Genomic DNA, 24,760 nt, shown 5'->3' on the forward strand with positions numbered 1-24,760 from the left:
TAATTATTAAGATGATGAAGCATAAACACATTGGATTACAAATAATTAAAATAAGTACATAACTTTACACCTCTATAGATTTAATTAAGGAAACTGTTTTTATCTACAATAATATACATGGCAGTTGTAGCTTGTTTGTTAATAATTTCTACCCCAAGGTTTTTTTACCAAAAAGTTCTCACAACTCGGGCAACCGCGACCTATTTGCCAAGTTAAGGATAGTTCATGAACTCCTTGTGTATTCCCTATTTTTGAAGTATTGAGATCATAGGAGTAGGCGAAAATAAAGCGATTTATTTGAATAGAACCAATCATATTTATCGAAGTCAAAAAGTGACTGTTACTGCTTTTTCCTTCGGGGTTGGTCGATGCCATAACTCCTAAAATGAAAGGATTTATATCTAGTGCGGTACCAAAATTTAATCGATTGTATTGCCCTTGACGTATGTAATTTCCCGTCAATAATAAATTGGTCTCATCCGGAAAGAAATTTAAATTAGCATCCTCAAGACTGATCGAATATCCAGAATGAATACTCAAGAAAAGGTCTAAGGGAACTGTACCATTTGTCGTAAAAGCTATATTAGGTTTGTTTAAATGTTTTAACGAGGCACCAAGCCAAGCTTTATCGCTATACAGCAACAGTCCTGAACTAATATCTAGAAAATTAATTTTATCATTTGCATTCCTAATACTAGGGTCAATAGTTCCGCCACTAACTGAACCATCATTGTAATTAATTTGATCCTCTAGAAGAAGATTGCTAAAATTGTAATTTTTAGTTCCGTATCCTGCTTCGATTCCCAATCGAAGGCGCCAGTCATTATTAAGATTCACATTGTACGAATACACTCCGTTGATTTGTATATAATTATAGTCTGTAAATACTTCGCGTTGGTTTAAAACCGTAAGCCCTATACCCATATTTCTTTCCGGACCAATAGGACCATTAATAAAAGCATAATCCGTATCGATTCTTCGGCTTTCATTGGGCCATTGTGAGCGGTGTATGAGCCCAGTATAGCCTGTTACTAAGGTTCCTGTAAAAGCTGGATTTAAAGATTCTGGGATCAAAAAATATTGCGTAAATATAGGATCCTGAGCATGAACGGTGATACTACAGAAAGAACTGATCAGTATGCATATAATAAATTTAATTTTCATTTTCTGAGTGCTATTTTATTAATACAAAAGGATGATTTTCATTGACGATGGTTCCATAAAATGTTTGGCCACTTACCTTACAGAAATAATTTCCATTTTCAGCTTTGTATCCTTTTATTAATGCGTCCCAACCTCTAATTACGTCTGCAGTTTCTGAGTAAATCAAAGAGCCCCAAGTGTCATAGATGTCTAATCGAATGTTTTTCAATCCTTTGGTTACTGGCCTAAAAGTATCATTGAGGTTATCTCCATTAGGAGTGAAAGCATTGGGTACTACGAGAATGTATCCTTTGCCAACTGTTAATGTCGTTTTATGTACATAAACACAGCCATAAGGATAGGTCACCGTTTGTGTTACCACATAGTCTTTTGCAATATTATACGTGTGTATTGGATTTAATTCAGTCGAAAAAGTACCATCTCCAAAATCCCAAATCATACTCACATAATCTCCATCAGCGGTATTGGTGAATTGTATGGGATCATTTATCGAATAATTACCGTAAGTACTGGATGCGTATGAACTCGTGCTATATGATGGTGTTCCAAGGTTTTTGAGCTCGACATTAAAGGAGTAATTTGATTTACAGCCTACAGCATCTGTTACATATAGAATTACGCTCCCGCTTTGGGATGTGTTCATAATCTCATTATTAGGACCGCTCACCGTTCCACTAGACCAAACGAGTTGATAAGGTGGTACACCACCAGTGACCTGAGCAACAAAATTTTGTTTGATGTATTTATTGTCGCAGTCAAAATCAGTTTTGGTAACCACTTTCGTTACAATAGCTGGAGGTCTATTAATACTAAAAACTGCTTCTGTTGAACAGCCATTAGTATCAACCACAGTAACTAAATAATTGCCGGCGGGAGTATTTACTAGGTCCTTTGTAATAGCACCGTTGGACCAATTATAGGTATAAGGTGCAGTACCACCAGTTACAGTTAGTGCGATAGCACCACTGTTAACATTAGTACAATCTAAGGCATGTGTGATAGTACCCGAAGTAGCTAGTGCTTGAGGTTCAATAATATAAAAAGTTCGCTTGATGGTGCAAGGCTTGCTGTCAACAATTGTTACAGTATAGCTTCCTGCGCGTAAATTATTTCTGATCGTTCCAGCGGTAGCGTTATCATCCCAAATTATTTTTACGGGAGCAATCCCACCTACTAAATACAAGTTAATGCTACCATTTTGTTCTCCAAAACAGCGCACGTTTTTAACAATAGGATCTATTTTGTACAACGGGGCATCAGCGATGTTTATTGTCAAATATTTAGTGCAATTTGAGGCATCTGTAACCGTAACTGTATAATCTCCAGGTGAAAGGTTATCTTGATAATTACCAGTTGCTAGTGTATTCCATGTAACGTCATAGGGTGCGATACCACCAGAAACCGCAATGCTAATGGTAGCGTCATTATTTCCATAGCAGATGATAGGGGTTGTTGTGGCACTAATAGTGATGGCTGTGGGTTGCGTGAGTGAGACCGACAGTGTTTTTTGACACCCTAAATCATCTGTTAGAACCAGACTGTAAGTACCGGCCGCTATTGCCGTTAAATTAGGCAGACTACTAGTAAAACCATTTGGCCCCGTCCAGGTATAACGGTAAGGTGCTATTCCTCCTGTAACACTTATAGCGATGGCACCTGTTGCGCCTCCAAAACACAATATATCTGTTTTAGATGCTACGCTTACAACTAATAGTTGTGGCTGAGTTATTGTAAAGGAAGCTGTTTTTGGCCCACAATTTTTAGCATCTACAACTGAAACAGTATAGTTTCCATACGCTAGATTAGATAGATCTTCATTGGTTGAAAATGGAAGTCCGTCTTTGGTCCAATTGTAACTGTAATTTAAAGTTCCGCCTGAAACGGTTATGGCAATTTGACCGTCATTGGCGTTAAAACAACTACTGTTTTTATGAATATCAGTCGTTATGATAATGTCATTAGGTTCTGTGACTGTATAGTCTTTAGTAATAGGACAACCACCGTTATCTGTAATGGAAAGCGCATAATTACCGGGTGCCAAATTTGAAATAGCATTTAAAGAGGAGGTAAAACCATTAGGTCCTGACCAACTATAAAGATAGTTAGCCCCTGAGGTAAAAGGAATTCCGCCGGCAGTATTCACTTGAATGGCGCCATTATTGGCTCCAAAACAGCTACTATTTATTAGCGTATTTGTTGTTGTAATGGAAGGATTTACAGTAACAACAATCGTAAAAGGAGTACCAGTACAAATTCCTGATATTGGGGTAATCGTATAAGTGACCGTTGCAGGTGATAAAGACGAATTAACTAATATTTGTTCGATTGTGGGTGTGGGTGTGTTTTGTGCCATTGCACCCGTAATCACAGTTGCAGGGGAGCTTGTTGGCGTAGTCCATATATAGGCAGTGCCCACTGGTACAGTATCTCCAGATAAATTATCGGGAATAATGGTAAAACGAGTGCCGCTGCATATTGTTGCAGATTTATTTGTAATTACGGGGTAGGGTAGAATCACAATTGCCGCAGCATTGGAAACTAATAAAGAACAACCTGCTGTTGCAAAAGTAATTTCGCAGTAATAATATAATGTTCCTATTGTAGTACTCAAAGGAGTATAAGTAGTATTTGTTGCCCCAGATACGGCTGTTCCGCCAGTAGTACTATTGCTGGTATTTGAAAACCATTGGTAAGTAGGTGTTCCAGCTCCATTTTGATAACTAACACTTAAGGCAGGAAGCGTTTGACCTAAACAAGCTGTCCTTGATTGTGGTTGTGTCAGTAAGCTTGGCGCCAAATTTACGATAACCTGCGCCACGTTACTTTTGGTTGAACAAGCAATTCCAGATTGGGTAACGGTAGCATAGTAGTAGCTTGTTTTAACCGTGGAAGTTGGCGGTGTGAAACTAGCATTGGTTTCACTAGTTATGGCTGTTCCTCCTAAATTTGAATTACTAGTATTGGAGTACCATTGGTAACTTACCGTTCCTAAACCACCTGTAATAGCTACAGATAAAACAGTAGGACTAGATCCCTGACATAATGATTGGGTAGCTAATGGTTGTGTACTTACCATAGGGTCGTTTACTACTATAATCTCAGCTGGCGAACTTGCTATTGGCGCGCAACCACTTCCATTAGGACTCACCATCACATAATAGTAATAATTTCCTGCAGTTGTAAAAACGGCTGGAGTATAACTGACGTTCGTAGCATTAGAAATGGCTGATCCACCTGCATTAGAATTCGTTGTATTGGAGTACCATTGATAGCTAAAAGTTCCTGTTCCTCCCGTTGTTGTAACGCTTAATGGGGTAGGGATCGTTCCGCCTACACATAGGTTTTGCGTAGGTGTAGGTTGATTGTTTATTGTGATTCCAGTGGTAATTGTAACAGCAGCTATATTGGATGTTAAACTAGAGCAGCCTCCTGATGGCAATGTAATCAAACAATAATAATAAGTGATTCCTACCGCCGAAGCAGTTGGTGTGAAACTGGCGTTTGTTGCGCCCAAAACTGCTATTGCACCAGTAGTAGTATTGCTAGCATTCATAAACCATTGGTAAGTAGGAGTTCCAAGTCCGTTTGCATAGGAAACCGATAAGGCAGTTGGTGATCCTCCTTGACAAACGGTACTTGAAGCAGGTTGGCTTGTAATGGTTGGAGCTATTATAATTGTAACAGATGCAACCTCACTATTAACTTGGCATCCCAAAGTAGTTTGTTTGATTATAGCATAATAATATTTGGTTCCAACAGTAGTAGTTGGTGGTGTGTAAGTGGCACTAGTTGCACCTGAAATTATAGTTCCTCCAGAGTTTGAATTTGTGGTATGTGAATACCATTGGTAGCTATACGAACCATTTCCTCCTGTAGCAACAACTTCTAAGTTAGTAGGTACAGCTCCTTGACATAATGATTGTGAAGCGATTGGTTGGGTACTTAGAGTGGGATCTGCATAAACATTGATTTCTGCCACATCACTAGTTATTGGTGTACAACCATTTCCATTACGGCTAACCATTACATAAAAATAGTAAATGCCTTCGGTATTAAAAGCTGACGGTGTATAACTAGCAGTAGTGGCACTAGGAATAGCCGTTCCTCCTGTATTTGAATTAGTCGTACTAGAGTACCATTGATAGCTTAAAGTTCCTGTTCCCCCAGTGGTTGTAATGCTTAATGCGGTAGGAATCGTTCCGCCAACGCAAAGGTTTTGCGTAGGTGTAGGTTGATTGCTTATTGTGATATTGGGTTGTATGATAACTGCGGTAGCATTTGTTTTTATCGAAGAGCATCCTCCAGAAGTAAAAGTAATTTCACAATAGTAATATACAGTTCCAAGAGCTGTAGTTGGTGGGCTAAAAGTAGGGTTTGTTTCACCACTTAATGCCGTTCCTGTAGAGGTGTTGGTAGAGCTGTTTGAAAACCATTGATAGGTTGGTGTACCAGTGGTACCACTTATTGTAAAGGATAATGCAGTGAGAGTTCCGCCTAAACAAATTGTGCTAGCTGTGGGCTGTACAGTAATTGTAGGTGCTGGATTTACCGTAATTACGTAGTCAGTAGGCGTCCCAATACAACCATTTAGGCTAGGGGTTATTTTATAGGTTACGGTACCTGGATTGGTATTTGTGGTCGTAATGGTTTGCGTAGGAATAGTGCTTGTTCCAGAAGTGCTAAACCCAGTAATTCCAGATGTAGCTGTTGCTGTCCAAGTATAAGTAGCACCAATAGGAGTGGAGGTAAGCTGTACTAATGTAGTAGCACTACCCGAGCAGATGGTTTGTGTTAATGGCGAATTAGCTAAAGTTGGTATTGGTTTTAAGGTAATATTTTGGTCGGTTGCTATCGTGCTACCACATTCGTTGGTAACAGACAATGATACAGTATAATTTCCAGTAGTTGCATAGGTTATTGTTCCTGGGTTTGCGGTGGTAGCGATCGCTGGTGATCCTCCTGGGAAACTCCATGCATATTGTAAGGTACTTGAAGCAGGTGCACAGCTATTTACAGTTGCTGTTGGCGAGATCGTCATTGCACCGCAAGCGGTAGCAATTGTATTTATCGAAACTGTTGGTGGTTTTTTGATTGTTATCGTTTGCGCGGGAGAAGTTACTGTGCCGCAAGAATTAGTGGCCGCAAGAGTAATCGAATATGTTCCGGCTGTAACAAAATTAAATGAAGGACTAACAGATGTTGCTGATGTTCCTCCAGTATAAGTCCAAGTTGCTGGAGTAGTTCCACAATTTGCAGCAGTATAAGTAACAGTCCATTGGTAGGTTGCTGTTGTACAAGCACCCACAGTGCTTGTGGTATTCGTTGTTGCCACGCCTTGGGGACTACAAGCTGCAGCAGTATCTATTGTAAAAGTAGGAACAAGAGCGGGTTCAATGCAAATTTGCTTGGTGACTGTATCAAAACTACATTTATTGGCTGTTTTTATAGTAACAGTGTATGTGCCAGCTTGAGTAAATTGCAGGTTGAGTGTATTGGAGCCCGCCATCCATAAACTTGGATCTGTTGAGTTAAAATCGTTACCTAGATTACCCGTGGTTACCGTGTAACCAGTAGAGGGAGAAATCGACCACGTTTTTTTAGCGTTGGCATCACAAACGCCACTATTTATCTCATTAGCTCCTGTTGAAGTATTTACAATAGTCACAATTTTATTTACACATGATTTTGTTGGGATAGTAAAGTCTGCTTTTGGAGGCGTTGAAACATATATTGGAACAACTCCTACAGATGAAATATTGCACGGATTTGATGCCACTATAATGGCAGAGAATGAATTTGGATAAGAATTACTTCCATCTGAACTAGTAACCCCGCACGAGGATTTTGTAAAAGTATGAGGCACGCTTGCAGGAGGTGGATGATTAAACACTACAGGAGTTGATCCATCATTAAAGGTAACAGTATAAATCGTACCAGGAGGATTGTTTTCGGTTCCTGTAATTGGAAAGTTTAGGGAATTGGAGTTACAAATATCTGTATTCCCGGGGTTACCTAATGAAACAGCTGGATTTAAACCTACAAAAACGATATATTTTTTAATTGTAAAACAACCATTATTTCCCTGTATCGTATAGGTCAAATTCGAAAGGCCAACTGGAAAAGTATGGGTTGTAGAAGACCAAGATGTGCTATTAAAATCAGCTGTTCCATCCCCCCAATTTATTGTGTAATTTGAATTAAGTGAAGTCGTACTTGTCGTGTTTGTAAAGGTAAATGTAGATACGGTATTACTACATGTTCTAAATACAGGTACTCCGCCAAAATTACTTCCAGAACCTGTTCCACCCAAACTTGCATCTGGCGAAATATTTATAGTCACAATCTCAGCTCCAGAGCTTAGTTGTTCGTCTATGGGAATAGTAGCATCATGAACACTTTTTAAACTATAAGTTAATGTGGTTGCAGTCGATGTGTCAACATCTACGGTTACTGAACTGTTAGTACCGGTTGTAGTTACTGTTAGATTAGCACCTCCGTTTATAGTGTAGGTAAAAGTATAAGGTGCCGTTCCTCCAGAACCTGTAAATGTTATTAAAGGTTGAGGTGCATTTTGACAAACGGTGGTTGTGCCAGTAATTGTTGCCGTGGGTGGCAACACTGCATTTAAATTTCGCCTGGAAACGACTGTGTTTTTAGAAGGTTCAGTGGAAAATAAATTATTTTCCTTATTGGCGTATAAATTGTGACTAGCGTGCAAAACCAATAGCAGTAGTAGGAATTTGTAGATTTTTCTCATGGGCTTAGAAGTAGGGAAGGGGGTAGGTGTGTTTTGTAAATTTAGTTGTACAAATGTAAGTTCAAATTTACTATTAATTTTGCCAGTAGTTTTACGGTTTTACGTATAAAATCTAAAATTTTATATCATTTGAGCTTATGTTTTTGAAAGTCAACTATTAGTGCGATTATTTTTTGGTAAAATCGAATTTTATAAATACTTAGACACGCTCTACTATTTTACGTAATGGAAAACTAAATAGTTCTCTCTATAAATATAGTTTTATGACAGTACGTCTAAATTGTGTTTTACGAATGAAGGAATAATTTTTATTAGAATTTAATACGGTATGAGTTGCAGGTTTATTGCTCGCTATCATCTTCAGGATGATAAAAATCATCAGCATTAAAAGGAAGATCATCATCAGGATCTTTATCGTGCGCATTTACTCCAGGCGGATTAAACAAGCCCCAACTGTCTTTGATGTAATCCCAAACATCAAAACTAGCTACCCAATCGATAAATAATAACCGGAATTCATCAATAGTATTCCTTAGTAGGTTGATATAATCCTTGTCTTTGATGCAGTCTTCAAATCGCAAACTCCCAGCCTGAACGTATAACTCTCTAGCCGCTTTGCGAATAAGCGCTGCATTTTCCATTTTTAAATCATACCATCTAGCGCTAAGAGCTCCCGCTATTTTAGTTGGAATAAGAAAAGCGTTTTCCATCATAAAGCGCACCGTAGTTTCTTGTAAAAACTTGTTTTCTGTGGGGACGATTTCTACTAGTCCGATGGTGATTTTTAATATTTGTTCAGCCTTTTGGTACAAAGGCATTTGCGTTAATTCATCCTGTTTTGGCATTTTTTTTGTTTTCACAAAGATAGCAAAAGCAAGGTTTTTCAATAAACTCATAATAACAAAAAAACCCGAAACTTTCGTTTCGGGTTCTTTCCTGCGGAGAAAGAGGGTCTTTCGTATTCCGCTTCAAGCCAATGGATTCAATGCTTTACAAAGCTATATTTTTCAGGGTACCAGCAAGGGTACCAGAACTTTCAAAAGGATGCTGCCTTACAAAGATATAAAAGTTGATGTAATTTTTAAATTATTTAGATAGTATTATAGTTACCATGAATAGAAATACTTATTTACGATAAATTATAATATTCCTACGAATACTAATTTACACAATGTTATTCTCGTAAAAATTTTTACATTTATCACATGATTAGAACCATTATTATTGATGATGAATACAACGCTAGGGAGTTTTTAGAAAAACTCTTAACTCGATATTTTCCTGATAAATTTTTAATTCTCGAAAAATGCGAAAGTGTTGATGAAGCAATTGTTGCTATAAATAAATTCAATCCAGAATTAGTGTTTCTGGATATTCAGATGCCTAACAAAAATGGTTTTCAACTTTTTAAAGAGTTGAATAAAGTTCAGTTTGAAGTGATTTTCACTACGGCACATTCGGAGTTTGCTATAGATGCTATCAAGTGTAGTGCATTCGATTATTTGCTAAAACCAATTAATTACATTGATTTGTTGGACACTATAAGAAAATATGATGAAAAACAAAATAAAGCCTCCCAAGAAGTAAAACTAAAATTACTTTTAGAAAATATTGATACAGGAGGCTCTGAATTTAATAGAATTGCATTTCCTACTGAAAATGGGTTTGAATTGCTTAAAACCAACGCTATTCTTTATTGTGAAGCTGATAGTAATTACTGTAAAATTGTTTGCTTAGACGGTAGAAATATTGTCTTATCTAAAACGCTGAAATATATTGAAGAACTACTTCCAACTTCACTTTTTCAGCGAATACATAAATCTTATTTAGTGAATCTAAATTATGTTAATCGGTTTACTAAGGGTAATGAGTTGTTAGTAGAATTGACAAATGGAGAAACACTTCCTGTGTCCGTTAGACAAAAAGAAAATTTTATCAATGCAATCATTCAGAAGAAATAAGTTTTTATTCTTACTGCTTTTTTTTATGGAAGCAGTCTTTTCGCAACAAGTTCCATCAACTAATTTTTCTACAATTGATGGTTTGCCAAATAATAGTGTTTATTCGATTTATAAAGACAGTCGTGGCATTCTTTGGGTAGGTACCGCTAATGGTTTATCAGCTATCCAAAACGGGGAAGTAAAGAATTATTTTACTTCGGACGGATTAGCACACAATAGCTGTTGGGCGATTGTTGAAGATGTAAATCACAATATGTGGTTTGGTAGTCATGGAGGTGGATTGACATTTTATGATGGCAAAAAATTCACTGTTATTAATTCGAAAAAAGGATTGATTAATGATAAAATTCGAAAATTGTTTATTCACAAAAACCTACTTTATGTAGGAACTGAATTCGGAATTTCCGTTTTGGATATTAAGACACACAAAATTATTCTGAATAAGAAAATCACAGGAAGTACTAATTTATTTCAAGTGATGGGGTTCTTTGATTTCCAATCTAAGGTTTATTTTCAAACTTTTAATGATGGTTTATGGAGTATTGATTTAAAATCAAAAAACATTCATCTTGCAACTAAACAAAAAGGGGCTGTTTTTTCTTTGTTTAAAACTAATGATAGTCTATATCTAGCCAATACAGATTCACTTAATAATTCAATTAATAAAACCCATATTGTAGATTATATAGGTAATAAAAAGAGTAAAACATCATTTGGGAGCACAGTATTTTGGGATTTCGTCAAAGATAAAAGAGGAATTATTTATTCAGCGGGTAATGGAATTAATTTTTCTACTGGTGGAATTTTTAAAAATGAAAAAGACAAGTTGACCAATGTAAATACAATTTTTGGTGTTGATAGTAATGAAGTATGGAGTTTGTATTACGACGAAAAACTAGATATTCTTTATGTTGGCACCATAGATAAAGGATTGTATAAAATAGATTTAACAGAGCAAATAAACCACTATCCTTCTTCATTTTTTAATAAGCCGAAATTAGTTGTAGTAGATATAGTAAATACCGAAAAAGAAAATCTTATTCTTCATAAAAATGGCTTACTCTTTTTAACAGAGCATAAAATTACCAAGGAATTAAGAAATAAATCTTTTTATGATTTTGCTCAGTATCGGTTTCGGACTAACCCCAAATTGGAGGAGTATGAATATTTCGTTTCATTTTTAAAAACGAAATTAAACGGATTTGAGTTAAGAGGGATTAAAATAATTAATTCAATAATATGGATAAATTCTACAATCGGGTTATTTAGCGTAAATAAGGAAGGTGTAATAGTAGATTATTACCCCCTTTCTACAAGTGCTTTTGATTTTATTAAACCTAATAAAATTATATTTCAAGTTGCTTATGGACAATTTTGCGAAGTGAATAATTTTAGAAATAATACTATATTTAAAGAATATGAGCCTAATAATTTAAATATACCTAAAGACGCTTTTACTATTCTTACTATAGAAAACAAACGTTACATAGCCTCCTATTCAAATGGATTATATACCTATGAAAACGGTAAACTTTATTCTTTTTACTTCAATAACATTTGGAAAGAAAAAGAATTAGTTCACGCCAAAATCAATGATAAAAAAGAGCTAATAATTGCAAACTCATTTGGAGATGTTTTTATTATTGATGTGTTGAAAGGTTTTAAAATAATCAAGAAAATTGACCGAAAACAATTAATAGGCAATTCTATTTCATTTTTAGAATCTTATAAAGATTATCTGTTCATAGGCACAGAAAAAGGACTGAATATTTATAAAAATGGTGTAGTTCGATTGATTGATGAAGAGCAAGGATTAACATGTAAAGCCTTTACCTCCTCAAATATCAAGGGTACAATTTTGACAATGGGAACGAAAAATGGTTTTTTTGAGTTTAATTTCAAAAGCTATATATCCCAAAAAACACCAATCCTAGAAATTAAGATTAAAGGGATAGATGTGAATTTTGAAGCAATTAATGAAAAGCATTTTAAGTGGTTGGCTTATAATTCTAAAAGCATTTCACTTCCTTACAATAAGAATACAATATCATTTGCTTTTGAACCTCATAATGTTGAATATCCAGACAAATTGGAATACCGCTACAAAGTAATAGGATTGACAAATTCGAATTGGAGCAAATGGACAAAAGATAAAAATGTTAATCTTACCTATTTGCCAAATGGGAACTACACAATGAGATTGGAAACTAAAGATTTGTTTTCTGGGGTAGTATCGACAAATGATATATTGGAGATTCAAATAACACCACCTTTCTGGAAAACATATTGGTTTATCTCAACCAGTTTTATTTTGATTTGTCTTTGTGTATACTTAATTTATAGGAATCGTATTGGAAAAATTACAAGAGAAGAACGTGCAAAATCAGAAGTTCAAAAACGTTTGGCTGAAACTAAAATGGAAGCACTTCAAAGTAAAATGAATCCTCACTTTATCTTTAACGCTATGAATTCTATTCAGAATTATATAATCGATAATAATACAGATGACGCCTTGATGTATATGGGAGAGTTTTCAAAAATAATTCGTAAAACACTTAATAACTCATCCGTCCAACGAATTGCATTATCAGAAGAAATTGAATATTTAAAATCATACATTAAGTTAGAAAATATGCGTTTTAAAAATCAAGTTGAATTTGAGTTGATTATTGATGAAGAACTAGATTTGTTTGAAACAGAAATTCCTCCAATGCTGATTCAACCTTTTATTGAAAATGTATTTGTTCATGCCTTTGATTCTCATTCTATAAATCCAAAATTGATAATATCATTTAAACAAAGTGATAATTACCTCTTTTGTAAAATTATTGATAACGGAAAAGGAATGCAGTCCCGAAATCTAAATAAACTCCATGCTTCAAAAGGAACTGATTTAGCAAAAGAACGTATTGCTTTGTTTCAAGAGAATAATGATAATCCAATAACTATTCGCTTAAATCCAAATGAAGGGACTACAGTAGTTTTGAAACTTCAAATGGTATAATTTCCAACGATTAATTATTGAACCTTTACGAAAACTAATTCATTATTTTTAAAGAATTCATTTACTTTATTTTTGATTTATATTAATTAAAAACAATAATAAATGAAAAATTTTAGATTTTTGAGAAGCTTTTGTCTTGTAGTTTTAGTAGTCGCATCCTTTACTAATTGTAGTAATGATAATTCAGATGATTCAAATCAAGTCGCTTCAAATCCAGATTTAAAAGTGAAATTTACTTTAGATGGATTTAATGATTATGAAGGTGAATATGACGAACTTAATTATTGGGAAAGTAGTTTGCAAAAAAATGGTACAACGGAATATTCTTTAACTACATTAGCAGATAGAAAAGGTATTGATTCTGATGACAAGGCACATGTAGCACTTCATTTTAACTTTTCATTTATTGCAACTGAGCAATTAAAAGCAGGTCAAATTTACAATATCTCTCAAATTAATTATGTTGATGGGAATTTTGCTTTAAAAAATGATGAGCCAAATAGCCTTTTAGGAATTTGTGGTTATCTAAATATTGAAATAGATAATACTACAACTGGTCAAATTAAGATTAAATCTGTTTCTGGAAAAAGAATAAGTGGAGAATTTTATTTTACTAAACTTCACAACGTTTATTATAATTCAGGCTCTCCTACATTTAAGAATTGGTATGAAAATGTAGGTTGTTTTGACTCATCAATTCCTAAATATGTAAACATTTCTAAAGGAGAATTTTTTAATGTTGAAATTCAATAATCATTTAAAAATATCTATTCTTATTTTTTTTAACCACAGAGAAATCTGTGGTTTTTTTATAATATTAAAAGTCCAATCAAAACGATATTCGCTAATATTCTTTGATATTGTGATTATGGGTTATCAAAATCGAGCAACTCGCTAAGGGTTACTTCAAGTCCTTTACATATTTCAAGAAGATAAAGGTATGTATAGGATTAAATTCTCCTGCTTCGACTTTGTGAATAGATTGCTGGTCTTTTAATATTAGTAAACCAAGTTTAGCTTGTGACAAACCACGAGCCGTCCTCAATTGCTTAATAAGCAATCCTAAACGCTTCAATTCACAAGTATTATCCATAGCTTCTATTTCAAGCCAATTTGAGGATAATGCTTAATTTTTTTAACATACTATAATGTGTTAATTAAAATTTTAAATTATGTTTCTAGAAACTTTAAAACCAAACGCTAAATCACAGAATCTGTACGGTAACTAACTGTAAATTTTTGAGTAGATTTTTTAATGTAGGTTTGATTTGAAATTTTTGAATATGGCAATAATAGATGTAGTTAAGTATCAAGTAGAGGAGAATCAATTTGTTTGGAAATTCCCATCGGTTGATTTACGAATAGGTACACAAATAGTTGTAAACCCAGCCCAACATGCTTTTTTTATTAAAGGAGGAGAAATATTTGATGAGTTTACTAATGGAACTCACACCATAAAAACAGAGAACATCCCTTTACTTAATAAAATAATTAATCTTCCTTTTGGGGACAAATCTCCTTTTCAAGCAGAAATATGGTTTGTTAATTTGCTAACAAAACTAGATAATAAATGGGGAACAACTTCGCCTATATTGTTGGAAGACCCAAAATATGGAATCATTATACCTGTTAGGGCTTTTGGACAATATGGTTTTAAAATTGGTAATCCAAGGGTGTTTTTAGAAAATCTAACAGGAAATTTACCGTCTTATTCAGCTGACAAAATTCAAGAGTATTTTAAAGGCAAAATCATTTCATCGCTAACTAGTTTAATATCAAAAAAATTAGTTTTAGATAGTATATCAATTTTAGAAATTAATGTTTACTTGGAAGAATTGTCTTTATACTGTCAAGATAAAATTGCAGAAGAGTTTAAACGATTTGGTTTAGAATTAGTTAATTTTTATTTCCTATCTATTAATGTACCCGAAAATGACAAGAGTATAGAAAAACTAAAAGAAGCTAAAGACCTTGTTGCAAAAGTAAAAATTGCAGGAAAAGAGCTTTATCAAATGGATAGAAGTTTTGATGTTTTAGATAAAATAGCTCAAAATGAAGGTGGAGTTGCTGGAAATTTAATGGGTGCTGGATTAGGATTAGGGCTTGGTTCAGGACTAGGAAGCCAGATGAACTCCATATCTAGTAACTTAAATACTAATTCCTCGCCACCTCCACCTCCAATTCAATTTCATTTTTTAATTGATAATCAGTCAACTCCAATAAATGATATTAATCTAATAAAAACTATGATTAGTCATGGTGAAATCACTAGACAAACTATGGTTTGGAGACAAGGTATCGACAATTGGAAATTAATAACTGATTTTGATGAATTAAAAATTCTTTTTAGTCAAACACCTCCACCCATCTTGTAAATTATGAATAAACTAATATTTTATTTCGGATTTCTTCTAATTGCCGTTAACTCGTTGGTTGGTGTTATTTTATCCTATTATCCTTTTTTAAATTGGATGTCTTCTGATGTTGTAATACTGATTAATACATTGCTGATTTACAATCTAGCAAACAGTCAACTAAGTAGTGGATTCACGGTAAGCTTATCTATTATTTTCCCCGTTTTAGGTTTTGTATCTTATGTTTTAGCCGTTTTAAGTCCACCTGAAATAAAAGACAACTTATATTTTATCGGTTTTATTATAATCCTTTTTATTGAAATAGCATTTTTTATAATATCGAAAAATATATTCACAATTAATCAAAAAAACTCATGAAAACAGCTGTAGAAAGAATTCAAGAAATTTTATTAGAACTTAATGAAAATCAGGAAATGAATGTAATTTCAGAATGCGCCTCAAAAATTGGAACTAAAAAATGGAAAGAAGAAGTTAAGGAGTTAATAAGAAGAATGGAAGAGTTAAATCGTTAACAAAATAATTTTAAAATTATGAGTGAAATAATTAATTGCACTTCATGCGGTGCTTCAAATCAACTGCCTTACGGTAAAAACTCAATGTTTTGTGCGTTTTGCGGAAACTCTATACAAACTATAATAAAAACCAATACAATAAATAATGAAAGTAGTATAAAAACGAAGCCTAGTGTATCAAAACGGAAAATAGGACAAGAATTTGAACCGAAATATTCAAAATCGGGCGATTTAAAAAAATATAAAGAAGTAGATACTATTATTGATTATGGTGGTGAACTTTCTTTAATTAATAGAGAAATTAGGTCATTAAACGAGGTTTCTTCATGGTTTACAGATAATGAGTTGTCAGAAATAACAAAATTAATTCTAAAGGATAACAAAATAACTAATTTAGAAGGCATAGAGCGTTTTAAATCACTAAAATTTCTTGATTTATCAAATAACGAAATTTTTGAATTACCCGAAAGTGATAGTTTTTTACAAAATATTGCGAAAGTTAATTTGGCAGGCAATCCTATCGAAAAAAAAATTAATGCTAAACAAAAAATATTTTATTCAAACTTCAAATTTTTGTTATTAACCAAAACGAAGGCTGAATTGATTCATGATTCTTTGGAAAAAACTTTTATACTTAATTATCATAATAAAGAGATTGAGAATTTAGAAGAAATTATTGACTTATACTCGAATGATGAATTATATAAAATTGGAAAAATTAACTTTACAAATAATAGAATAAACACATTAAAAAGTCTTTCTAAATTTAGTTGCAATGAAATTAATTTTGCTAATAATAGTTTAACATTAATAGATGATTTACCTAAATTCAGAAGTGGATTAAGTGGTGCTACACTAAGACTTACTTTTGATAATAATAAAAACGTAAAAGAATTTACCGATAAAGCAATTGAGCGTTTTTATGATGTAAAAATATCCAATATAACTATACATCTAAGAGGATGTGACAATTTTGATTATGATTCTCTGAGTAAAATAAATTTTAACCAAATTTTTAACAAAGCAAATTCTGAACTTACAAATTTCAAAATTTATGTAAATGAAAATGTAATGATACCCAAAAGCCTTATTCAAATTGGTTTCGTCAAGGAAGATTCATGTTGGGGATTAGGGTTCGGTTATAAAAAAACAGGATGTTTTATTGCAACAGCAACTATGGGTTCTTATGACCATCCTATTGTTATGGAATTAAGAAGATTTAGAGATAATTGGATTTTAGCAAAAAGTTGGGGAGATAATTTTGTTAAATGTTACTATCATTATGGTTCAAAAGTAGCTAAGGTTATTGAAAAAAGTTTTTTATTAAAAAAAATCAGTTACATTTTCATTGTCAAGCCATTAGTTTATTTATCTCGTTTTTTAAAAAAATAATTATGAGTAATCAAAAATATGATGCTATATGGGTCAAAGGTTCTTTTTTTGAAAGAGGACATTGGAAGTTTGTACCAAGAGCCGATGGCGGAGGTGGAGCGTTAGGAACAATCATAGCTATAGGAGTTGTTATTTTTATTGTATTTTGTCTGATATTAACTCTACCATTATGGATATCATTACTTGGTTTTTCAATGGTGAAATCGAAAAGATATTATGCTGGAATAGGTTCGGTTTTAGCTTTATTATATTTCTTTATAGATATTTATAAAAACTGGATTTCTGGTTATTTATTATTTGGATACAATAGTTCGTCTGGGGCTTTCAACGAGGGACTTTTTGGGGAAAAATTTGCAATATATTTTTACATCATTAATGGAGTTGCAACATTACTGGCTTTGATGTTTATAGCAGATTCGGAATTATTTAACGAAACAGAATATTCAATAAATAAAAATCACACACAATCAAACATCAAGAAATTGATAACAATTGGATTTCTACTAATTATCATTGGTTTGGGTTTTTATTCGATTTCTACGAAAATTCATAATGGAATAAATGTTGACAATAAAAGCACTGTAGAGATAGATACATTAGGTAATAATGTAGAACAAGTAAACAACGAAAATCAAGATGGTGAGGTTGAATTTGTTTCATATCTCAATGATACTTTGCCAAAGGCTAAATTGAATGTTGAAAAAGTATATTTTTATTTTGAACCAAATAATAAAGACAGAACCTCTTATTACTTTAAAAGGGAATCAAAAGGTATGATTGTTAACTATAGCGATAGGAAAAATGGTTTTATATATGTTTATAATGACAGTCAAGAGCATAATGGTTGGATGTGGATGCTGGAATCTGATTTTGAATTAATTGATGATGTGATTTCTGATGATAATTCAGAGTCTAGTGAAGTTAATAATAAAATTTCATTAGGAGGATATTACCATGGAGGTATTATTTTTCATTTAGATTATGATGGGAAACATGGTTTGATACGTACAAATACTATCGAAAAAGAAGATGGGTTTACATGGGATATGGCTAAACAATCAAGTGAAGAGTATATTAATGATGGGTTTAATAATTGGTATTTACCAGAATCAGAAGAATTAGAAATGATTTTTGCTAATAAAAATGATAATCTATTAAAGGATGGTAAATACTGGTGTTTATTAGATGGTTCTAAAAATGGTAATTTTTTGGGTTACACATCGTCAGATAATTCATTTTGGACGGCTTCAAGAGATTATACGGTTCCAATGGCAATTTTTATAAGTAAGTTTTAATTATCAAAATTTCTAAAAATAATATTTTGATAATTAGTCCTTTAAAATATTACCCAGAAAAATTCTAAAAAAAAAATTTAACGAACAGCATCGAACCCCACTATATCCAATATACCCAGCCCTCCCCCTAGGGCAGGTAACTGGAGGGAGGGGGGCAATTCAAATCATAGAAAGGGTCAACATCAAATCTTTGACCTTTTTTACGGTGTTTGGTGAGATGTCATACCCTTTGGTTTTGTCGCTTGCCAGTTTTGCCATGTCTCTGAGTGACATTGTAGGATTTGATCTTATGACCTCCGCCTGTCTTTAATTTCATTGTCGATTCTTAACACATTTCGTAGGTTGTTGGTTTTAGACCAACGTTCCTGTAAAATGTATTTAGATGTTGAAAAAGTGGAGTAGTAACTCCCTAAATAAATTTAGGCATAAATTGCAGTTTCACCATTCTGATTTTTTTTGTCTCCTTTCAAATAGAAGCTCACTTTTAGTTTTTTCATATTTCCGTTTTTAATTAGTGCAAACGTACTATTGAAAGTTTCCAAGCCCCCGTATTTGTTAACAATTGTCAACTTTTTGGTACCCTAATTTGAGTGTTCAATCTCAGGGTACCAAATAGGGTACTTGTCGGATGCGATTTAAAGTGTAAAATGAAAATGACCTCATTTCATGATTTAAATCAAAACGACTCGTAAGTGCTTTAAAATATAGGGTTTTGTAAAGTAAGGAAAGTATTGAAATGTAAAAAGCCCCTTTGTGAGGGGCTTTTCGCGGAGAAAGAGGAACTAGAATCTACTTTTCCGCACTTTATCTTACCTTATCAAAACGTCTGTTAACCCTTGTAAAATAAGGTTTTTTTGGTATATTTCAATTAAGTGAAAACAAGCTAATTATGTATAAACATAGTCAATGTGGGGATTATGTGGGGAAATTTTTGTATCTTTAAAGTATTGAAAAACCTAATAGTTCCGTACCAATGGCAACAATAAACTACCTCATAAAAGGCGAAAAAAATGCGACTAATATACTTTTACGTTTCAAAAATGGAAGAAAATTTGACATAACTGCATCGACAGATTTGAAGGTAGAACCTAAAAGATGGAGTTCAGCAAAACAAAAAGTCAAACTTACAGCTGATGATACTACCAAGGATGAAGTCAATAATAAATTAACAGAATTAGAGAAATTCATTTTTGACGAATTTAATTCCGATAATAGCAAAGGAGAATTTATAGACAAGCATTGGTTAAAAAAGAAAATAGCTAATTTCTTTAATAGACCTATTGACGATACTGCAGTAGACCAGGTGTTTTTTATTCCATTCATAGAGACCTTTATAAAAAATGCTCCAACAAGGATTATTAAAGGTAAAAACAAGGTTATAGCCAAAGGAACTATCACCAAGTATACAACAACACAACACAAGCTAGAAGAGTATGAAAATCGCTTTAAAACGAAGCTAAAATTCACAGACTTAGATTTGACTTTCTATGACAAATTTGTCAATTACCTTTCCCAGGAACAAAGTATAAACTTAGGAACAATAGGAAACTATATCGGGACCTTAAAAACAATTGCTAGAGATGCAAAATTGAAAGGCTTGCCGGTGCATCCACATATTGAGCATCCAAACTTTTTTGTACCTAAAGTTACAGCTGATAGTATTTATTTGAATGATACAGAAATCAATAAAATATTTAATCACGATTTTAAAGGAGTGGAACGATTAGAGAACACAAGAGATTTATTCATTATTGGGTTGAGAACTGGATTGAGAATTTCAGATTTTTTAAGATTAAAAGATGCTAATATCAAAAACGGTTATATCGAAATTGAAACGCAAAAAACAGGGCAAACTGTTACTATTCCGTTACATAAACAAGTAAAAGCAATTCTTGAAAAAAGAAACGGATTTCCTAGAACAATTTCAGACCAAAAGTTTAACGAACATGTAAAAGATTTATGTGAAGTTGCAGGATTTACGGATAAAATTCAAGGTTCAAAAATCAATAAGGATACTAAAAGAAAAGAAGAAGGAATGTATCATAAATGGGAATTGGTAACTTCTCATATTTGTCGCCGTTCTTTTGCAACCAATTTATATGGCAAATTAGATAATTTGACTATTATGGCTATAACTGGTCATCAAACAGAAACTCAATTCTTAAAATACATAAAAATCACAAATACAGAGAAAGCCGAAAAACTCAAAGACTATTGGAATAAGCAAAACGAAGAACAGGATATTGAAGAGAAAAAAATGAAAATAGTAAAGTAAGATAAAGTTTAATATATTTAGACCTTCAAAATCCTTTATGCAGAATGTAACGAACTTTATTAACCTATTGGGTGAAAACTATTATTTAGATTTCATTATACAACCATATGCAGAAGAAGTTGATTATGAAAAACATTATGTGTTAGTTCATTATCAGGATAAAAAGTATTACGAACAAACTCACGAATATATTCAAGTAAGGCAAAACGAAATTATTAATGATGTAAAATCGCTTTTTCAGAAGTCTATTTCTGATATTTATTTAGAAGTATCAAAAAGAAAAAATGATGAAATTGAAAAGTTTTTAAATTTTAATATTCAAGCTGCTAAAGTGAAATTGAATATACTTAAAAATGATTTTTATGTTGAAAATGATAAATCCAGATATTGTGCCATTTTATATGATGATGCTGACACACAAACTTTAGAAACCTTTTTTTCAAAAAGAGATTATTCAAGTACAACTACTAATGTTGAAATTAAAAGTATAATACAAAAATTGAATTCGGATAATAATCCTAAAAATGTATTACCCCTAAATACGAGCGATTATTTTTTAGAATTTCATATTCAAAGATTTAAGCTTTTAAGTTTTTTGCCTTTCAAATTATTCCATATTGGGCATCGTTTTGTATTTGAATTAGAAAAAATTAAAGAGTTAAGTCCTGTTAGTAAACTAAAAAAAGCAAAATTAAAAGTAGAACAATCAGAATCAGTAAGTACAATGAATAAGAAAGACACCTATTTTGATAAGTTTTGTGAATTAATTGATGATTATACAATTCTAAAAAAGAGTACTGCAATTGGAGTTATGATTGATTTGCAACTTTCCTTAAAGGAAATAAAATCCGAAACACTTGTAGAACTTCAAGAGAAAGGAGTTAATAGAAACGATCATTTAGAGTTTAAAATTAATGAAATTGAAAAACGAAATTATGATAAAAATGCAGATATTCATTATGTAAAAAAATGGTTTAATGAATATCAAATAGGATTAGACCCAATTTTAAACAATTCATTTCAAGGCAATCCAATTGAACAGGTATTAAATACTCACTATAACGATATGGAAAAGTTTTCTCCTGAAAAGGATAAAGCTTATAATGCACAATTGGCCTTTTATCAATACTTCTGTAGATATTATGCTAACAAATTGATTGAATATTTTGAATCCAAAATGACAATCAACGAAAACATAATTATTGAAACTGAAAACGCAAACCAATTATCGGTTAATCAAGCAATCATACTTTTAGATAAATTAGGAGTATTTAGTGCCGACACTTTCGAAAACAAACCAAACACTAAAAAAGCAAAACTAATAAGCCAATTGTTAGGCAAAAACGAGAAGAACATAAAAACGTCTATTGAAAAACTCGAATTAAAGAAATCTGAATTAGGTGCTGGTTATCAAAGGGATTTAGATAAAGTTCAGCAACTTTTAAACAACTTGGAGTAACCTCTGGAGTACCTTTTGGAGTTACTCCAACAATAAGAAACAGCAAACCTCACAATAGCTTTGTACCATCAATAACGATAAAATCAATATCAAGATGGAACAAAGTAAAATGACACAAGTATTTGGAGTTTCTCCAGAAGAACTTAAAGAAAGCATCTTGACAGATGTTAGAGCAGAAATTAAATCTTTAGCTCAAAATTTCCAACCAATCACACCGCAAGAGTACCTTACCCGACAAGAAACAGCCGAGATACTAAAAGTATCTTTGGTTACACTTTCCGATTGGAATAAAAAGAAAATACTCAATCCTTACCGACTTGGAAACCTCATCAGATATAAGCGTTCCGAAATAGAACAAGCTTTAATTAGTATAAATCCTAAAAAAGCATAACTATGAGCCACCCATTTCAAGAAAACCTATTAAAAATTGAAAAGCGTTTAGATGAGCTAACAAGCCTTGTGTCTAAAAAACAAGAAAGAATATTTGATAAAGTAATTATTGACAATGATGAGTTTCAAAGATTGTTTAAAATTAGTCCGGGTACTGCTGCCAATTGGAGAGAGAAAGGATTAATTGCGTACAGTCAAATAAACAATAAAATTGTCTATAAAATAGAAGACATCAATAAGATGCTTGACGATAACTATCGACCATTTAAAAAGTAATTTAAAATATATTTTTTAGATAAATGATAGATTTCATCAAAATAAAAATAACGGATGAAGCTCTAATAAATCAAGTATGGAATAATGAAATTTTAATATATGAAGGTAAATCTGAAAAGCGATTTGATGATGAAATCAAAGAACTATTTTCAAAGAGTTACAAAAACCTATATTTTACAAAATTTCAAAACAGACTTGAGATAAAAGGCTCATTACACTATTTCTTTAATGGTGGTTTACACAATGCTAATGATTTCAATATTTATGATTGTATTGAAACAATTGAGCAACTAAAAGAGTTATTCAAACTCGATTTGAACAAGTGTAAACTCATTAATTTAGAATATGGTGTAAACATTAATTCTATTATTAAAGTTGATGAACTAGTACAAAATTTAATCTATCATGAAAAGCGACAATTTACAAGGCCAACAACATATTTTAATTACAAAATAGCAGGCAATGAAGCATACAAACAGATAAAGGCCTACGATAAAAGTGTGCAATTTCCAAAGTACTGTGATAATACATTCCGATTTGAAGTTAAAACAAAACAAGCTAAATTTATTAATAGTTTAGGGTTATTTACACTTCAAAATCTGATAGATAAAAATTATTATAAGGCATTAATGGATTCACTATTAAATGAATGGAACAACGTTTTACTATTTGATAAATCAAAAGTTATAAATGATAAATTTTTCAATACCAACTTCTGGGAAGATATTCTAAAAAACGGAAATCGAAATAAATTTAACAATCAAAAGAAATTATATTACAAGAAATTAGGAACTGATAATTTACACACCAACATCAAAGAAATAATAGAAAGAAAAATCAAATATTTAAAATGTGTGCAAATTCCAACTACTATAAACTTGGAAACTGCACAGTATAAGATTGTATATTTTTAATCTGGTTTTCTATTTCATAAAGCAAACAAATCCGAAAACATAAAATAAAGGGGTGCATAAGGGAAATAAAAAAAAATAATAAATAGACTTAAGATAAAGATTACTATTTTTAACACTTTTAAAAAACAAGACATTTTATAAAAACTTGTCTTTTTGAAAATGTAATATTTATTTTGAATAAATGACCAAAACACAAATTGAAAAAAGCCTTGATGAGTTAGTTAAATCGATTGATAATGAAAATTTTATCTATGATTTATTAATTGCTTATGGGATTTCAAAAACATCTATAACCCGATTAAAAAAAGGGGACTACAACCTTTCTAAAGTGGAGGGTGAAGTATTGTACAAAAAGAAAGTTTTATTTAAAGTTGCTCCAACAGGAACTTTATTAGATACTATTGATACAATAACAAAAAACGAAGAAGAACTAAAACATAATCCTCGTTTTGTAATTGTTACAGACTATCAAACTCTTTTAGCAAAAGATATTAGAACTGGTTTAACGTTAGACACACCAATTTTAGAAATCAACAAACATTATGATTTCTTTCTTCCATGGGCAGGTCAAGAAAAATACCAGTCTAAAAATGAAAACCATGCAGACAGAAAAGCCTCTTATGAAATGGCTAAACTGTATGATATTTTGGTCCATGAAAATCCTAATATCTACGATGATGGCGGACACAATCTAAATATATTTTTGTCTCGATTATTGTTTTGTTTTTTTGCAGAGGATACAGGGATTTTTGAGGAAGAAGGAATTTTTACCAATACATTAGCCCAACATACTAAAACTGATGGTAGTGATGTACATTTATTTTTAGATCGCTTATTCAAAGTTTTAAATACCGAAGATAACAGTAATGAGCCTAATTATTTACAAGCTTTTCCTTATGTAAATGGCGGTTTATTGGTCCCAAAAATAGTTAAAACTATGCACTTTAGTGCATTTCGCTTTTAGCTTCTAAAAATGTACATTTGAG

At 32.2% G+C, this 24,760-nt stretch carries 17 protein-coding genes; 13 read left to right on the top strand and 4 right to left on the bottom strand.

Annotated features, from left to right (window positions below; translation table 11 throughout):
• Positions 1-138: 138 nt before the first annotated feature.
• From H8R24_RS15425 to H8R24_RS15435, 3 genes are all read right to left on the bottom strand, one after another.
• The gene (locus H8R24_RS15425) at positions 139-1,164 is read right to left on the bottom strand and encodes a PorP/SprF family type IX secretion system membrane protein (protein ID WP_187020868.1); all 1,026 of its coding nucleotides are present in this window, start codon (positions 1,162-1,164) and stop codon (positions 139-141) included.
• Between the two features lie 10 nt (positions 1,165-1,174).
• The gene (locus H8R24_RS15430) at positions 1,175-7,921 is read right to left on the bottom strand and encodes a PKD-like domain-containing protein (RefSeq protein WP_187020865.1); all 6,747 of its coding nucleotides are present in this window, start codon (positions 7,919-7,921) and stop codon (positions 1,175-1,177) included.
• 341 nt (positions 7,922-8,262) lie between these two features.
• Positions 8,263-8,766, bottom strand: coding sequence for a hypothetical protein (locus H8R24_RS15435; protein WP_187020862.1), 504 nt, complete (start codon positions 8,764-8,766; stop codon positions 8,263-8,265).
• Positions 8,767-9,126: 360 nt separating this feature from the next.
• Here H8R24_RS15435 and H8R24_RS15440 point away from each other — a divergent pair, with 360 nt between their 5' ends.
• The 3 genes from H8R24_RS15440 to H8R24_RS15450 all read left to right on the top strand — a co-directional run bounded on the left by H8R24_RS15440 (position 9,127) and on the right by H8R24_RS15450 (position 13,639).
• Positions 9,127-9,882, top strand: a complete 756-nt coding sequence (locus H8R24_RS15440; protein ID WP_187020860.1) for a LytR/AlgR family response regulator transcription factor — start codon at positions 9,127-9,129, stop codon at positions 9,880-9,882.
• Positions 9,883-9,907: 25 nt separating this feature from the next.
• The gene (locus tag H8R24_RS15445) at positions 9,908-12,886 is read left to right on the top strand and encodes a sensor histidine kinase (RefSeq protein WP_187020857.1); all 2,979 of its coding nucleotides are present in this window, start codon (positions 9,908-9,910) and stop codon (positions 12,884-12,886) included.
• A gap of 102 nt (positions 12,887-12,988) precedes the next feature.
• Entirely contained in the window at positions 12,989-13,639 is a 651-nt protein-coding gene (locus H8R24_RS15450; RefSeq protein ID WP_187020854.1) for a hypothetical protein, read from the top strand.
• Positions 13,640-13,787: 148 nt separating this feature from the next.
• On the opposite strand, the gene H8R24_RS15455 is transcribed toward H8R24_RS15450, so the two are convergent.
• The gene (locus H8R24_RS15455; RefSeq protein ID WP_225876844.1) at positions 13,788-13,979 is read right to left on the bottom strand and encodes a helix-turn-helix transcriptional regulator; all 192 of its coding nucleotides are present in this window, start codon (positions 13,977-13,979) and stop codon (positions 13,788-13,790) included.
• Positions 13,980-14,169: 190 nt separating this feature from the next.
• Here H8R24_RS15455 and H8R24_RS15460 point away from each other — a divergent pair, with 190 nt between their 5' ends.
• From H8R24_RS15460 to H8R24_RS15505, 10 genes are all read left to right on the top strand, one after another.
• Positions 14,170-15,261: an SPFH domain-containing protein gene (locus tag H8R24_RS15460; RefSeq protein ID WP_187020852.1), complete on the top strand. Its 1,092-nt coding sequence runs from the start codon at positions 14,170-14,172 to the stop codon at positions 15,259-15,261.
• Positions 15,262-15,614: 353 nt separating this feature from the next.
• Positions 15,615-15,773 (top strand): hypothetical protein, encoded by a 159-nt coding sequence (locus H8R24_RS15465; RefSeq protein WP_187020851.1) that lies wholly within the window; start codon positions 15,615-15,617, stop codon positions 15,771-15,773.
• An 18-nt stretch (positions 15,774-15,791) separates the two neighbouring features.
• A complete protein-coding gene (locus H8R24_RS15470) occupies positions 15,792-17,165 on the top strand; it encodes a CFI-box-CTERM domain-containing protein (RefSeq protein ID WP_187020850.1) in 1,374 nt (457 codons plus the stop codon).
• 2 nt (positions 17,166-17,167) lie between these two features.
• A complete protein-coding gene (locus H8R24_RS15475; protein WP_187020849.1) occupies positions 17,168-18,460 on the top strand; it encodes a hypothetical protein in 1,293 nt (430 codons plus the stop codon).
• A 973-nt stretch (positions 18,461-19,433) separates the two neighbouring features.
• Entirely contained in the window at positions 19,434-20,735 is a 1,302-nt protein-coding gene (locus H8R24_RS15480) for a site-specific integrase (protein ID WP_187020848.1), read from the top strand.
• Positions 20,736-20,772: 37 nt separating this feature from the next.
• Complete coding sequence (locus tag H8R24_RS15485; protein ID WP_222617415.1) at positions 20,773-22,194, top strand: hypothetical protein; 1,422 nt, start codon at positions 20,773-20,775, stop codon at positions 22,192-22,194.
• A 94-nt stretch (positions 22,195-22,288) separates the two neighbouring features.
• Positions 22,289-22,585, top strand: a complete 297-nt coding sequence (locus tag H8R24_RS15490; protein ID WP_187020845.1) for a helix-turn-helix domain-containing protein — start codon at positions 22,289-22,291, stop codon at positions 22,583-22,585.
• Between the two features lie 2 nt (positions 22,586-22,587).
• Complete coding sequence (locus tag H8R24_RS15495) at positions 22,588-22,860, top strand: helix-turn-helix domain-containing protein (protein WP_187020844.1); 273 nt, start codon at positions 22,588-22,590, stop codon at positions 22,858-22,860.
• A 23-nt stretch (positions 22,861-22,883) separates the two neighbouring features.
• Positions 22,884-23,774, top strand: coding sequence for a hypothetical protein (locus tag H8R24_RS15500; protein ID WP_187020843.1), 891 nt, complete (start codon positions 22,884-22,886; stop codon positions 23,772-23,774).
• 181 nt (positions 23,775-23,955) lie between these two features.
• Complete coding sequence (locus tag H8R24_RS15505) at positions 23,956-24,738, top strand: type IIL restriction-modification enzyme MmeI (RefSeq protein WP_225876843.1); 783 nt, start codon at positions 23,956-23,958, stop codon at positions 24,736-24,738.
• Positions 24,739-24,760: the final 22 nt, after the last annotated feature.

Origin of the sequence: Flavobacterium muglaense (genome assembly GCF_014305155.1) — a bacterium.
Lineage (GTDB): Bacteria > Bacteroidota > Bacteroidia > Flavobacteriales > Flavobacteriaceae > Flavobacterium > Flavobacterium muglaense.